General features: G+C 39.3%; 11 protein-coding genes and 1 pseudogene. 8 read left to right on the forward strand and 4 right to left on the reverse strand.

Going from position 1 to position 14537, the window contains the following annotated elements:
- Nucleotides 1-63: 63 nt before the first annotated feature.
- On the forward strand, nt 64-1332 hold the full coding sequence (locus B554_RS0101715) for a DcaP family trimeric outer membrane transporter (protein ID WP_019456741.1): 1269 nt from the start codon (nt 64-66) through the stop codon (nt 1330-1332).
- Between the two features lie 127 nt (nt 1333-1459).
- Here the strand turns inward: B554_RS0101715 and B554_RS0101720 are convergent, their stop codons facing one another.
- A complete protein-coding gene (locus tag B554_RS0101720) occupies nt 1460-2353 on the reverse strand; it encodes a LysR family transcriptional regulator (RefSeq protein WP_019456742.1) in 894 nt (297 codons plus the stop codon).
- 154 nt (nt 2354-2507) lie between these two features.
- On the opposite strand from B554_RS0101720, the gene B554_RS0101725 reads away from it, so the two are divergent.
- From B554_RS0101725 to B554_RS0101750, 6 genes and pseudogenes are all read left to right on the forward strand, one after another.
- Nucleotides 2508-3545, forward strand: a complete 1038-nt coding sequence (locus tag B554_RS0101725; protein ID WP_019456743.1) for a cupin domain-containing protein — start codon at nt 2508-2510, stop codon at nt 3543-3545.
- 27 nt (nt 3546-3572) lie between these two features.
- Nucleotides 3573-4793 (forward strand): 3-hydroxybenzoate 6-monooxygenase, encoded by a 1221-nt coding sequence (locus B554_RS0101730; protein WP_019456744.1) that lies wholly within the window; start codon nt 3573-3575, stop codon nt 4791-4793.
- The gene (gene maiA, locus B554_RS0101735; RefSeq protein ID WP_019456745.1) at nt 4790-5428 is read left to right on the forward strand and encodes a maleylacetoacetate isomerase; all 639 of its coding nucleotides are present in this window, start codon (nt 4790-4792) and stop codon (nt 5426-5428) included. Before B554_RS0101730 ends, maiA begins: the two co-directional genes overlap by 4 nt.
- Before the next feature lie 32 nt (nt 5429-5460).
- On the forward strand, nt 5461-6162 hold the full coding sequence (locus B554_RS0101740; protein ID WP_019456746.1) for a fumarylacetoacetate hydrolase family protein: 702 nt from the start codon (nt 5461-5463) through the stop codon (nt 6160-6162).
- A gap of 111 nt (nt 6163-6273) precedes the next feature.
- A complete protein-coding gene (locus B554_RS0101745) occupies nt 6274-7617 on the forward strand; it encodes an MFS transporter (protein ID WP_019456747.1) in 1344 nt (447 codons plus the stop codon).
- 76 nt (nt 7618-7693) lie between these two features.
- Nucleotides 7694-8950 (forward strand): annotated as a pseudogene (locus tag B554_RS0101750) (OprD family outer membrane porin).
- Between the two features lie 76 nt (nt 8951-9026).
- Here B554_RS0101750 and B554_RS0101755 read toward each other — a convergent pair.
- Together B554_RS0101755 and B554_RS0101760 are read right to left on the reverse strand one after the other, a co-directional pair.
- The gene (locus tag B554_RS0101755; protein ID WP_019456748.1) at nt 9027-10115 is read right to left on the reverse strand and encodes an HlyD family secretion protein; all 1089 of its coding nucleotides are present in this window, start codon (nt 10113-10115) and stop codon (nt 9027-9029) included.
- On the reverse strand, nt 10112-11689 hold the full coding sequence (locus tag B554_RS0101760) for an MFS transporter (protein WP_019456749.1): 1578 nt from the start codon (nt 11687-11689) through the stop codon (nt 10112-10114). The genes B554_RS0101755 and B554_RS0101760 overlap by 4 nt, the downstream gene beginning before the upstream one ends.
- Nucleotides 11690-11856: 167 nt before the next feature.
- On the opposite strand from B554_RS0101760, the gene B554_RS0101765 reads away from it, so the two are divergent.
- A complete protein-coding gene (locus B554_RS0101765) occupies nt 11857-12489 on the forward strand; it encodes a TetR/AcrR family transcriptional regulator (protein WP_019456750.1) in 633 nt (210 codons plus the stop codon).
- A gap of 62 nt (nt 12490-12551) precedes the next feature.
- Here B554_RS0101765 and B554_RS0101770 read toward each other — a convergent pair whose 3' ends face one another.
- On the reverse strand, nt 12552-14516 hold the full coding sequence (locus tag B554_RS0101770; RefSeq protein WP_025465045.1) for a multicopper oxidase family protein: 1965 nt from the start codon (nt 14514-14516) through the stop codon (nt 12552-12554).
- Between the last annotated feature and the right edge of the window lie 21 nt (nt 14517-14537).

A 14537-nucleotide genomic window follows, 5' to 3' on the forward strand; every position in this document is an offset into this window, starting at 1 on the left:
TTACTGATTGAAAAATAGGAAATTTCAATTCGGTCTATGTGATTTCGTCTAAAGGAAAAGGACATGAAACATAAAGGGATTATTTATTTATCGCTCTTAATGAGTATGACTCTGCAGCAAGCCAAAGCTGAAAGCGAAGATAACTCAGCGCTAAATGAAAAAATAATTAAATTACAACAGCAAATAGATTATCTGATGGAGCAGCAAAATTTAAGTAAAAATAATGGATTGAAGAAAGCACCTGAATTGAGTCAAAACAAAACATCAAATGCTGAGAAGCCTATTTCGGCTGATCAGACTAAAATTAAATTTTATGGAAATATACGTGTTGATGCTGCATATGATTTTGAAGCTTCAACGCGTTCTATTGCGAATAAAACAGGGGAAATACCTTTAAACAATTCAAATTCAATAAGTAAATCATTAAATGTTTCTGCTGCGACTTCACGTGTAGGGGTTGATATCGTTAAGCCGACCTCGAAAGGAGATTTGGTTGGAAAGCTAGAAGCCGATTTTATGGGAAGTGGTGGAGATAACGGTAATGGTTCGGTTCGGGTTAGACACGCTTATATTTCACTAGGAAATTGGTTGATTGGTCAGACGACTTCACCTTTTGTGAATAGTGATACAGCTCCAAGTTTGGTTGATTTTACAGGCGCGATGGGTACGGGAACTCAGCGTAATATACAGGTCCGTTATCAACACGTTGTTGATGCTAAGCAAAAGTTATTAGTCGCTTTGGAAGGCGGTGATGTTGAAAATAAAAATGTAGAAGGTGGAAGCCGACTTCCTGCATTAACCATGCGATATGAATTTAAGAATCCAAATTTATTGGTTCAATTGCACGGCATGCTACATGAAAATCGAGCAATTTCTAATGCGAATGAGGAGCAAACTAAACTTGCTTGGGGAGCTGGATTAGGCACGAAGTATAACCTTTCTGAAAATGATGCGATTGTCTTCAATTACTACCATATAGCAGGTGATAACCGTTATATGCTTTATTCAAAAGATAATGATGCGTTCTACTTTGATCAAAATCGAATGTATTTAAGTGAATTTGATTCTGTCGAGTTGGGGTATATGCGCAAATGGAATGAAAATTTACGCTCTTCTTTATCCGCTGGTAGCCTCGTCTATAAAGATTCAGATTTTTCAGAAAATAATCTTAATCAAAATAAAAGGCTCATCAATGCAAGCGTCAACTTATTCTGGACACCTGTTGAGAAAGTCGATCTTGGTGTTGAGTACACCTACGGTAAGAGAGAAACATTTTCAGATTTAGAAGGAAAACTATCTCGAATCAACTTATTAGTTCGATACAATTTTTAATGTAATCACAGCCACTTTAAAGGGTGGCTTTGCTTTAGTTGAGTGTTCTTTTATGGTAGCGGCAGAATCTAAAAAATCCAGATGAAAAATTAAACATGCAACGAATTTGGTACCTTACTGAATTATTCTATTCAGAAAAAAGTTCAAAACATACTCTTCTTAACCACTGGTTGCTTGGTGTTTGATGAACCCGTGCATGCCAGTGCTGCTTCACGCTATAAGTCGGAAAACTATAGGGCGGTTCTAAAACTTTTAAACCGCCTCTGACCAAAAGCACTTGACTTAAATAGTGTGGAATAGTCGCAATTGCATCTGTGTCTTGAACAACCAAGCCAACCCCTAAATAGCTTGGCAAACGAACCAAAATATTTCGGTTTACTCCTAGTTTTTGTAACTCATGCTCCAGCACGTAGTGTCCACCTGTTGCAAAAATATCGACATGTAGCTCTTGGCGAAATTCTTGATCTGAAAGCGTTGTACCTGTAAGTCTCGGGTGTTCTTTACTAGCAATGCAAACATAACGTTGTTGGAAAAGCGTTTGTTGATAAAAACCTGCTTCAAGCTGAGGCAAAAAACCAATGGCTAAATCAATGTCTCCATTTGACATCATCACTGGCGTATTGGCATCAATTGGGATAATTTCCAAGCGAATGTTGGGTGCATGGGCACGTAAATAATTGATCAGCTTAGGTAGTAAAACCAGATGGCTAATATCAGTCATGCTGATTTTAAATTGATAATTTGAAGTCTGTGGATCAAATTCAATATTGTAGTTTTGAACCAATTTCAGTCGGTTCAGAATTTCTACAACCAGTGGGTATATTTGTTTAGATAACTCAGTAGGTTGCATCTTATTTTCAATACGGACAAAAAGTGGGTCCTGAAAATGCTCACGTAATTTATTTAACGCAATACTTAAAGTCGGTTGTCCAATTTCAAGCTGTTCGGCAGCTTTAGATACACTGCTATGTTTATAAATTTCAAAGAAAATTTGTAAAAGCCGAGTATCGAGATCAAACACTTTAATTTCCTTGTATTGATTTTATCAATACAGACTATTGTTTTTTGTGCATAGATTCAACAATTTTCGATTGTTACATTGATGATCAAGGAAGAATAGGTCGTAAAAGTACAAAGCATTCTTGTACAAATTGGCCTTAAATAGAGGATCTGAAATGGAACAGTTAGCAACGCTAGATGACTTGCCAAAACGTTATCTTGGTCAACTTGAAGAATCAAATTTAGTCCCTTTATGGCCAAGTTTACGTAATGTATTGCCTCCGCATAAACCTATGCCGCAGACGGTAGCGACCGCATGGTATTTTCAGAATATTAAACCTTTATTACTTGAAGCAGGTGAGTTAACACCGATTGAAAAAGCTGAACGCCGTGTATTGGTTTTAGCCAATCCCGGACATGGTCTGGAAAATATGAAAGCCAGTTCGGTCATGTATCTTGGTATGCAGCTTTTGTTACCAAAAGAGTGGGCGCCATCACATCGACATACCCCAAATGCAGTGCGTCTGATTGTTGAAGGTGAAGGCGCGTATACGACAGTTGAAGGTCAAAAATGCATGATGGAGCATGGAGATTTAATCCTTACGCCATCTGGGCTTTGGCATGAACATGGACATGATGGCGATGAGCCTGTGATCTGGTTAGATGTACTGGATTTACCTTTGGTTTATTACATGGAAGCTTCTTATGTACAACCGGGTGAAATCCAAAAAGTGACCAGTGCCGGAAATGCTCATCATTATGGAACGGGCATTGTACCAACAGCTCATTTTACCCGTGAAAATGCCTCGTATCCGATCATGCGCTACTCTTGGAAAGAAACCAAAAAAGTTTTGCATGCGCTTGCAGATGATAACAACCATCAAGCTCCAATTCAGGTGACTTACATCAATCCTGAAACCGGTGATGACTGTCAAAATATTATTGGTTATTCGGCTTTAATGCTCAGACCAAATGAAACTTTACAGCTCCAACCGCGCTCTACTGCCCAAATTTTTCATGTGATTGACGGTCAGCTCCAAGTCAAAATTGATCAGAAAGATTTCAATTTAAATAAAGCTGATACGGCATGTGCACCATGTTTTTCTCATATTGATTTAATCAATACCTCAGATCAACCATGTTATTTGTTTATTGCAGATGAAGCGCCCTTACAACGGAAACTGGGTTTGTACTCTGTGCGTGAGCGCCAGTAAATAGAATATTTTATAAGGATATAAATCATGTCAAATACTCAACAACCGATATTAATTGCTGGTGGCGGCATTGGCGGGTTTGCAGCAGCACTTGCTTTGGCAAAACAAGGTTTTAAGGTACAGGTTTTTGAACAAGCCCCTGAAATTGGTGAGATCGGTGCAGGAATTCAACTAGGGCCAAACGCATTTCATGCCTTTGATGCGCTAGGAATTGGTGAAATTGCTCGTAGTAAAGCAGTTTATACCGACTATATGGTTATGCACGATGCGATTGATGAATATCAGGTCGGCAAAATTCCAACCGATGAAAAATTCCGTGAACGTTTTGGTAACCCATATGCGGTGATTCACCGTGCCGATATTCATGCTTCATTGGTCGAAGGTGCTAAACAATACGGCCACTTGGAAATTATCACTAATTGCCAAATTCAAAAAGTTGAACAGGATGATGCTGGCGTAACGATTACCGATCAAAACGGGAAGCAATATCATGGTCAGGCATTTATCGGTGCTGACGGTGTTAAATCTGTTGTGCGTGAGACTTATGTGGGTGACCCAGCATTGGTTACAGGTCATGTGGTTTATCGTGCTGTTGTACCTGAAAGCGAGTTTCCTGAAGACTTGAAATGGAATGCAGCCAGTATTTGGGTCGGGCCAAATTGCCACCTTGTGCATTATCCACTACGCGGCGGAAAGGAATATAACGTTGTGGTGACGTTCCATAGCCGTGAGAAAGAACAGTGGGGCGTAACCGACGGCTCTAAAGAAGAAGTGCTGTCTTATTTTCAAGGAATTTGCCCGAAAGCTCGTCAATTGATTGAGCTACCTAAAAGTTGGCGCCGCTGGGCAACCGCAGACCGTGAGCCGATTGAAACATGGACTTTTGGCCGTGTGACATTACTTGGCGATGCAGCACACCCAACCACGCAATATATGGCGCAAGGTGCATGTATGGCGATGGAAGATGCCGTAACTTTAGGGGAAGCGTTACGTATTACCAACCATGACATTTTAAAAGCTTTTGATATTTATCAAAAAGCACGTGTGGCCCGTACAGCACGTATTGTTTTGTCTTCACGTGAAATGGGCAAAATTTACCATGCCAAAGGTGTGCAACGCTTGGTTCGCAACGATTTGTGGCGTGGACGTCCTACTGAACGTTTTTATGATGCAATGGAATGGTTATATGGTTGGAATGTCAATAACTGCCTTGATGCAGTGAAAAACTATCAAGGGAATGTGGCATGAAACTCTATAGCTTTTTCCGCAGCGGTACATCGCATCGGACTCGCATTGTGTTGAACCTAAAGAGTTTAGCTTACGAAGCGATTTATATCTCACTCGCTAAAAATGAACACCATCAAGCTGCTTTTAAAGCTTTAAATCCGCAAGGATTTGTACCGGTACTTGAAACTGAATCGGGGAACTTGTTGCAAAGTCCAGCCATTATCGAATGGCTGGAAGAACAATATCCCGAACCCGCTTTATTACCTATAGATGCATTAGGTCGTGAAAAAGTCCGTGCTATTGCTGCTTTAGTTGGATGTGACGTTCATCCATTAAACAACAAGCGTGTTCTTGAATACTTACGCCAGAACTTAGGGCTGGATGATGCACAAATCAACGCATGGTGTGCCAAGTGGATTCAGGATGGATTTGCAGCTTTAGAGCATATTTTGGAACAAGACCAGAATCGCGAAAAGTTCTGCTATGGCAATCAACCGACCATTGCAGATGCCTATTTAGTTCCACAAGTAGTTTCTGCTGAGCGTTTTAAAGTCGATTTATCGGCTTATCCAAACATTAATGAAATTTACCAACATTGCATGACCTTAGAAGCATTTCAAAAGGCAGCACCTGAACAGCAGGCAGATGCATTTTGAGTCGTGATTAACTTAATAGAAGGAATTTAGATATGTCATTTATTTTTGAACCAATGACCACTGCGGGTCTATTTATTCACGGCTCAGCGCATAAATTTCCAGTACGCCGTGTGTATTGCGTTGGCCGTAACTACGCTGCTCATGCACGTGAAATGGGTTTTGACCCAGACCGTGAACCACCATTTTTCTTTTGTAAGCCAAATGACCTTGAGTCAGTTATTCCGGTAAATACAGATGCGGTTGATATTCCATATCCATCTGAAACTTCAAATTTTCATTATGAAATCGAGTTGGTCGTTGCAATAGGTAAAGATGCCAAAAATGTCTCAGTTGAGGATGCAGCGAACTATATCTATGGTTATGCAGTTGGTTTAGATATGACACGCCGTGACTTACAGATGGCAATGCGTGAAAAAGGTCGTCCATGGGAAATCGGTAAAGCTTTTGATTTTTCTGCACCAATTGGCCCAATTCATCCGATTACTCAAACGGGTGAAATCAATAATGCCGATATTCATTTAACTGTAAATGGTAAAACCGAACAGCACAGCGATGTCAGTCACCTGATTTGGTCTGTGGCTGAAACGATTGCGAATTTATCTACGTTATTTGAACTAAAAGCAGGTGATTTGATTTTTACAGGAACTCCAGAAGGTGTGGGTGCTGTAGTGAAAGGTGATGTTATGCGCGCAGACATTACCGGGCTGACTGGCATTACGGTGAATGTGAAATAAATCAAATTGATCTGATTTATTGAAATAGGTGCTCAACCTAAATAAAAAATACAGTTGGGCACTTTTGCTAAGGATTGCATATACGCCAATGTATTGGCGAAAGGAGCTCTCATGTCTCAAAACTCTATAGACGTACAAAGTTTCATTGATGAAATACCGCTATCGTCTTTGCAAAAATTAATCATGTGGTTGTGTTTTTTGATTGTTGCGATTGATGGTTTTGATACCGCAGCAGTTGGGTTTATTGCACCTGCTTTAAAGGCAGAATGGGGGTTGCAAGCAACCGATTTGGCGCCTTTATTTGGCGCTGGCTTATTTGGACTGATGGCTGGTGCACTTATTTTCGGACCGTTATCCGATAAATTAGGCCGTAAACCGATTTTGATTGGGTCGGTCATTATGTTTGGAATTGCCAGTGTTTTTGCCTCTTTTTCAGCAGATTTACAAACACTGATTATTTGGAGATTTCTCACTGGTTTGGGTCTAGGAGGGGCTTTACCCAATGCAATTACTTTAACCTCTGAATATGCGCCTACATCTCGTCGCTCTAATTTAGTGACCATGATGTTCTGTGGCTTTACTGTGGGTTCCGCTCTTGGTGGTATTTTTTCGGCTCAGCTACTTCCTCATATTGGCTGGCACGGTATTTTGCTCATTGGGGGAGTATTACCTTTAGCAACAGTACCTTTCTTATATTTTTTATTACCTGAATCTATTCGATTTTTAGTGCTTAAAAAGAAGGGTACCGAAAAAATTGAAAAGATTATTCACCGTATTGCACCGCATTTAAATAGCACACCAACTTTGGTTCCAACAGTCAATGAAGTCGAAAAATCAAGCTTGAAAGACTTGTTTAATAAAGGCTTTGCTTTAGGTACTTTTTTGATTTGGTTTACCTTTTTTATGAGCCTTCTCATTATTTATATGATTTCAAGTTGGATGCCTACTTTACTGACCAATGAGGGCTTTAATTTATCCAACGCGTCATGGCTGACTTCAATTTTTCAAATAGGTGGAACCATTGGTGCGATTATCTTAGGCCTGCTAATGGATAAGATGGATGCAACCAAAATTTTAAGTACGGCTTATGTTTTTGGCGGATTCTTCCTGATTTGTTTGGGGTTTGGAATTGAACAGGCAAATACGGCTTTATTGATGTTTGCCATGTTTGGGGTAGGTGCAGGAATTAGTGGTTCGCAAGTGGGAGCAAACGCTTTTGCATCTAGTTTTTATCCAACACATTGCCGAGCAACAGGTGTAAGTTGGGCTAACGCAGTAGGGCGCTCAGGATCGATTGTGGGATCAATTATGGGCGGCTGGTTAATGTCATTAAATCTCTCCAGTTTTGAAATTTTAAGCATTTTAGCGGTACCAGCATTTTGTGCTGCGGTTTCGTTGTTACTCATTAAACGTTTAAAGAAAAATCGCTCTCAACTTTTAGTCGCTTCAAATTGAGATAACACGATTCCACCGAAAATATATGTCTGTGCCAAAGGATGGCGCAGACAATAGTTAAAGGATGATTTGTTTCATGAAATATTTAAAAACACCATATTTAAAGTTTGCTACCCTTTTATTTATCTGTAGTGGTCATTCAGCGTTGTGGGCAGCAGATACTACTCAACAAAGTGAAGATGAGTGGAAATTCACTTTAAAAAACGCCTATATCAACCGTGATTTTGATAATGATGCACTCAAAGATACTGGCAGTTGGTCTCAGGGAGCATCTTTATTTTATAAATCAAAAATGCATGACACCCCGTTAGTCATAGCTGACAAGCCAATCACAATTGGGGCCGATGCTTCTGTTCAATACGCCGTGCGTTTAAGTTCTGACAAACACGTCGCAGATACGGTTCTACCTTTTAATAAAGAAACACAATCTTAGGCATCCGACTATTTAAAATACGGCGCTACTTTAAAGCTGGGCTATGACAAAACTTTATTAAGTGTGGGTGAACTTTGGTTAGATTTACCAGTAACTGCCGTAGACGCTAGTCGTCAGTTACTCACTTCATATTGGGGAACCAACTTAAAGTCACAACTTTCAGATCAGCTTTATGCTGAAATTGGCCGAGTGGAAAAAGTGTCGCCACGAAATGAAGAAGATTTTAAAAAGTTTTCTTTCACATCAAATGGAGTTACTAAAGAATCTGATGGTTTGAACTACATTGACCTGCGCTATCAATTTACGCCGTCTTTAAAGGGCGAATATTACTTTGGTAATTTAGAAGACCTCTACAATAAGCACTATGTAGGACTTGAGCATAACTGGAAACAACCTAACTTTGCGCTTACTTCTAAATTTAAGTACTTTAATGCAAAAAATGACGGCAATACTTTTGATATCGATGCGCAAAACATTGGAGTACTAGAAACACTTAAAGTAAAAAATCATACCTTTGGCTTGGGTTACCAACAAATTATTGGTGAATCGGCATACCCATTACCAGATGGCTTTTTGCCAGAGACCTATTTCATTAACTGGAATGCCACGGGATTCTTTAAAAAAGATGAAAAGTCTTACCATGTCATGTATGGCTACGACTTTAAAGATTACGTGCCGGGCTTAAATGCGATGGTGAAATATGTTTACGGAAATGATTTTAGAGCAGCCAATGGCGAGAAAAACCACGAAACTGAGTCAAATGTCATTCTAAACTACGCATTTCAACAACCGCTCTTAAAAGGTTTTGCTCTACAATATATTCGGATTGATTACAACGTTAAACATGGCAATGACTTTGGTGAAGATCGCTTGTTTGTAAACTACACCAAAAAGTTTTAAAGACTTTTTAAAACTCATCATTAAAAAAAGAGACCATTCAATGGTCTCTTTTTTTAATTACGTCACAACCTCAAATTTACTTTTTATTGGTATCTACAGAAACTACAACAGATAGACCTGGGCGCAACAACTTAATATCTTTTTGATTTTCAATAAGCTTGATGCGTAAAGGTAAACGCTGAACAATCTTGGTAAAGTTACCTGTCGCATTGGTCGCCGAGATCGGAGAGAAAAATGCACCAGTAGATGGAGAGAAGCTGTCTACTATACCTTTTAACTCAACATTGTAAGCGTCGACATAGACAGTGACAGGCTGACCGATTTTAATTTGTTTTAGCTCAATTTCACGGAAGTTTGCTTCTACATAAACCTGATCTAAAGGAACAACCACCATGAGTGGATTACCAGCGCTTACAAAGTTACCTACATTAGCTGACTTTTGACCAATCATGCCATCAATAGGTGCTCGAACTTCTGTGTAACTCAAATTCAACTTTGCTTTATCAAGTGCCGCTTGAGCTTGTTTTAAAACAGCTTGTTTGGCTTGAACCTGAATTCTATATTGGTTGAGCTGATACTGTGCATCGGTAACTTTTTCTTTACTGCTGTCTAAGTCAGCATATTGCTCAGTCAATGTAGTTTTTGACTGTTGTGTAATTAATCTAGACTCAGCACCAAGTGCCTGTAGTTGCTCATAACGCGCTGTATTATCTTTGGTGAGTTTAATTCCAGCTTCTACTTTTCTAAGCTGAGCCTCTGTTTCTCGAATAACAGTCGGTTGTCTTTCTACTGCCAGTTTTGCTTCATTTAGATCAGCTTCCGCTTTAGCATAATTAGATTCTGCTTCAGCTAAAGCAGCTTCATAATCTCTTGCATCAATCCGTGCCAAAAGCTGGCCTTTTTTTACGGTCTGATGATCTTTAATATAAATTTCTTCGATATTTCCAGAGACTTTAGGGGCAATGGTTGAGTACTCTACATCTACACGTGCATCGTCTGTTTCAATAGTCGAAGATGGTAAAAATATAAGTTTTAAAACCCATAAAATAGAGACCAAAACAATAATAAATGCAATAACCATAACCCAATGCTTTTTGAGATATTGCACCTTTGTTAATTTGGCTGACTCGGTCGCAGAGTGATCTTGGGCTTCTAGAGTACTCATAAAGATTTTCCTGAGTTATGACTATTCATTAACTTAATGAGAGCAATGCGTGGTGGATAAGTTCGAACTGGCAAAATCAACATCACAATGAATAAAATTACAGTAAGGCCAGCTAAGATGAGATATTGATCGCTAATAACTAAAACAGATTGTTGCGCCTGAATCGCAGAATTTAGGGCAGATAAACCGCCTGAAACACGATCTGCACCATTTGCGGTAAGCACAGGGGGAGTAAGCGGATTAATGACAGGGCCTTGAATATTTTGGAAAACATGTTGTGCGGTATTTTCAATCAACCGTGTTGAATGGTATTCACCACGTACGCGATTGACCCAATCCAATATGCACACACCCAGTACACCGCTAATCGCACGCGGAGTGTTAATCATCGGTGATGCATAAATTGCTATGGTTGGATGAACACTGTTTGTACCCATCATTAAGAGTGAGAGCACGACACAAGTTTGGCCCAAACATGAGATGGCATGCCAAAAGTAAAATTGGTCTTGATTCCAAGTGGTATCGAGTTGGCTTGCACCTAGGCAACCAGCAATGACCAGAAGCAAACCAAAGCCATGTACATAACGGCTGTCGACCCAAGCTTGATTTAAAAACTTAATAACAATTGGAATATAAATAAATTGTAAGGCCGCAATTTGTAAACCAATCCACATGGTTTGAGTTGGTTTATAACCATGTACAGCGCTTAAGTAATTGAGTGGTAAAGTGCTTGTTGACATGCCAATAACCACAAAACAAAACAGGGCAATAACGGCATAGGCAAAATTTCGTATTTCGAGCATTTGCGGTTTAATTAATGGCGTTGGATAGCGCCATTCATGTATTAAAAATAAAGGTAGGGTAATGGCACTGATTAAAGCCAAAACACTAATCAATTTAGAATGGAACCAGTCTAAATGATTGCCATGTAAAAGCATGGTACTTAAGCTTGCCAAGCCAATAATGGCTAAAATCGCGCCAGTCCAATCGTAAGTTTTTATTCTTGAATAATTTAATGGATCTTGGGGAATACCAAAGTAAACCAGCGCAGCACCTAGCGCACAAAAAGGAATAGTTTGGAAAAATATCATTTTCCAACCAATCACATCTAAATAAAAAGCTGAAAGTGCAGCACTTAAGTTGGGAAAGAAAGTTGCTGTTAGCGCATAGCAGGCCAAACCCCATAAACGGATTTCTGGCCCTAGAAATCTAAGTGCACATGCCATGAGTAAAGGAATGGTTAAACCATTGGCAAGTCCTTGCAAGCCACGCAATAAATAAAATATTTCAATGTTGGGACTAAAAGGAATTAAAACGCTAGAGACGAGACAAAGACCTATGGCAAAAAGAAGGACTCTACGCATTGAAAAAATAACGGCCCAACTGGTAGAGAGGATCATGCCAATAATCATGGCACTGGCATAAATACTGCTGACCCAATAACCAGAGTCGACACTAATACCCATTGCACCGCGAATATCGACCAAAGTAATACTGGTAATTCGGTTATTAAATTCGACAGTCATTGCTGCAAAAATTGCACCTGCCAAACCGATGAGTGGTCGTATATTCATCTTTTACCTTAAATTTTAAAAATGAACTCGTTGCATAGAGCAGTTATTGAGCTCAGCTGTACCGATCGGTACTGTACTATCTTATTAAAATTACGTCAATTCTCGATTTTGAACTTTTCGATGAGTTACACTAATCATGAAATTTCTAAATATATTTGTAGGTTCGTATGTCTGATTGCATTAAAGCCAATGAGAAAGATCAAAAAATTCTGGATGCAGCAACAAAGTTTTTTCTGATCCACGGTTTTAGTGGCACAACGACAGACATGATTCAAAAAGAAGCTGGTGTTTCAAAAGCCACCATGTATGGTTGTTTTAAAAATAAAGAAGCGATGTTCGCTGCAGTCATTGAACGTCAATGCACCAACATGCAAAAGCAAATTATTTTAGTTGAAACGCAAGCTAAAAATTTACGTTCAGCTTTAACAGAGATGGGTAAAACTTATCTCTGCTTTATATTGTCACATTTGGGTTTGGCTTTTTTTAGGGTTTGTATTGCTGAAGCAGTCAGATTCCCAGAATTATCTGAAAAATTCTTTGAACTTGGACCACAAAAACTGGCAAATATTATTGCGGGTTATCTTGAAAAATCGGTCAAACAAGGAGAAATTGAGTTAAGTTCTTCCTCTGAAGCTGCGGCAAATATCTTTTTATCGCTTTTACGAAGTGATGCTCATTTAAAATGTCTGACCCATCCTGATTATTTAATATCTGAGAGTGAAATTGGTATTTGGGTTGAATATGTAGTCGATTTATTTTTAAAGAATATCAATTATCAAGAAAATAAACGGTCTATATAAAAATGATAAAACGAAGGCCGCGAGAAGCGGCCTTTTTAATTCTGTCTGAAAAAGATTTATGGTTAATGATGTCCCTGTGAAACACCACCATTACCATCTGGAAGGCTAATGCGAATGTTTTGCATCATGCCTTGATCTTCATGATCTAAAATATGACAGTGCAATACAAAGTCACCGATGTAGCGTTGGTACTTGGTTCTAACAGTGATTGTATAACTCTTTCCTTGTACGTTTTTAACCCAAATAGTGTCTTTCAATGTTCCTTTGAGACCGCGGTATTGTGGGTCGGGTGGAGCTGATTTGTCATAGTCATCAACGGCGTTGATATCACTGACATCTTTCCCACTAGGATCTTTAATCTCAACGATCTGAAACGGGTTTACATGAATGTGGAATGGATGGCTGGCTAATTTAGAGGTAAGTATCCATTCATCAGTTTTACCTAACTCAAGTGTGCGGTCAATTCGATCTGGTTTATATGGTTTTCCATCGACCTGAAATTGAGTTGGATTAGCCTTAGTATCAATATTAAATTCTAAAAATTGTTTATTTGGTGTTGCCGGTAAATCCTGATGCGGAACAAAATGACTGAGCTTTAAATTTTGTTGTAAATCTTGAAGCACAGCGGGACGCATATCTGGTGCAATATTACGTGTTGCATTATTGCTTAACACTGTTGTTAAAGACTGAGGCGCTGAAGTGGATTTATTAACTTGAATAATCCCCAGTAAGCGTCTCTCAGAAGATATACGGTCCACGTTAGCAGAAGCTGAAGCAGCTTCATCAATCAGACAATAGCGGCCTTCTTGCGGGAATTGCATTAAGGCATCGAAACGGTAACCCGGTTGAAAAACAGTGACTGTTTTATCCATGACTTGTTTAAGGGTTAAGCCATCGGCTGCAATAAGGTGTTGACTTACAATCGGGCCTGTACAGCTTTCTCTTAATAATTGCTTTTCACCCGTTGGTGTTAAATCGAGTTTAGAAGGGATGTTTTGCATTTGGCGAACGCTCAGGTTAATACTGTCGCGTACACCAGCATGAATCATTCGCCAACGTTCAACTTGTCCTGCTACAGCTTGAGTAATGAAAGGCTGAACTTCACCATTAATGCTTGTATATCGTCCTGATTTTCCCCAACCGCCGACACCAAAGCCCTGATAATCCCTAATTTCACCAATTTGATTATTTTGGCAAATGTAATTACCTTTTGAGTCAGTTTGGATTTTGCCGTTAGCATCATAGCAAGCATATTGAATTTGCTGAAAAACCAGCGTTCTTTCTTTAAAACCATAGGTGAGTAAATCTAAATCACCTGTTTTATTTGGTGTGGGTTGACGATATCCACGAATAATCAAAGCACCCGCCATACCACTTGCGACTTGAATCGCGGTTGAACCATGTCGATGCGGATGATACCAAAATGTTCCGGCCGGATGATCTGGCGGTATATTGTATTCATACTGGAAGTTAACACCCGGATTAATCGAAACTAAAACGTTATCACTATTTCCTGCTGGGTTAATCCATAACCCATGTGTATGCATATTGGTACCATCAAAACAATGTGGTTTATTCACGTCAAAATGATCGCCAGTGCAACTTGGGTCTTTTGGAAGTTTTCTGTGAGTTATTGGATCTATATCAAGCTGATTATCTAAAGTTGCTCGTACGGTTTCACCGGGAAATACCTCAATGGTTGGAGCAATATAAGGCGTATTGGGCTGTGTATTTGTGCCTTGATAGCTGCGTAACATGACTTTGTCATAACTGTTTGTTGCTGGGTTCCAGAGTCTATTTATTGTTTTTTTAACCTCCCAAGTAAACAATGCTTCATTTGAAGACTGCATTTGCGGAACGTTTGTTGTGGCAGTAGTAGGGCTTGGTGCCGCAAGTAAAGTTTGATGATTACGTGCAACAAACATTTCAGGAGGGTCTTCTAATATACGGTCAGAAGACTCCTCTGCTAAGGCATACCCACTCAGTAACGTTAGAGGGGTACATAATATTAAATGAGCTATTTTCATAATAAATATAGGCCTGAAAAA

This window comes from Acinetobacter sp. GG2, from assembly GCF_000292385.1.
In the GTDB taxonomy this organism is placed as follows: domain Bacteria; phylum Pseudomonadota; class Gammaproteobacteria; order Pseudomonadales; family Moraxellaceae; genus Acinetobacter; species Acinetobacter seifertii.

What these genes read in the sequence shown, in the direction of transcription:
- B554_RS0101715 (WP_019456741.1), top strand. Translation starts at nt 64, where the DNA reads ATGAAACATAAAGGGATTATTTATTTATCGCTCTTAATGAGTATGACT.
- B554_RS0101725 (WP_019456743.1), top strand. Translation starts at nt 2,508, where the DNA reads ATGGAACAGTTAGCAACGCTAGATGACTTGCCAAAACGTTATCTTGGT.
- B554_RS0101730 (WP_019456744.1), top strand. Translation starts at nt 3,573, where the DNA reads ATGTCAAATACTCAACAACCGATATTAATTGCTGGTGGCGGCATTGGC.
- maiA (WP_019456745.1), top strand. Translation starts at nt 4,790, where the DNA reads ATGAAACTCTATAGCTTTTTCCGCAGCGGTACATCGCATCGGACTCGC.
- B554_RS0101740 (WP_019456746.1), top strand. Translation starts at nt 5,461, where the DNA reads ATGTCATTTATTTTTGAACCAATGACCACTGCGGGTCTATTTATTCAC.
- B554_RS0101745 (WP_019456747.1), top strand. Translation starts at nt 6,274, where the DNA reads ATGTCTCAAAACTCTATAGACGTACAAAGTTTCATTGATGAAATACCG.
- B554_RS0101755 (WP_019456748.1), bottom strand. Translation starts at nt 10,115, where the DNA reads ATGAGTACTCTAGAAGCCCAAGATCACTCTGCGACCGAGTCAGCCAAA.
- B554_RS0101760 (WP_019456749.1), bottom strand. Translation starts at nt 11,689, where the DNA reads ATGAATATACGACCACTCATCGGTTTGGCAGGTGCAATTTTTGCAGCA.
- B554_RS0101765 (WP_019456750.1), top strand. Translation starts at nt 11,857, where the DNA reads ATGTCTGATTGCATTAAAGCCAATGAGAAAGATCAAAAAATTCTGGAT.
- B554_RS0101770 (WP_025465045.1), bottom strand. Translation starts at nt 14,516, where the DNA reads ATGAAAATAGCTCATTTAATATTATGTACCCCTCTAACGTTACTGAGT.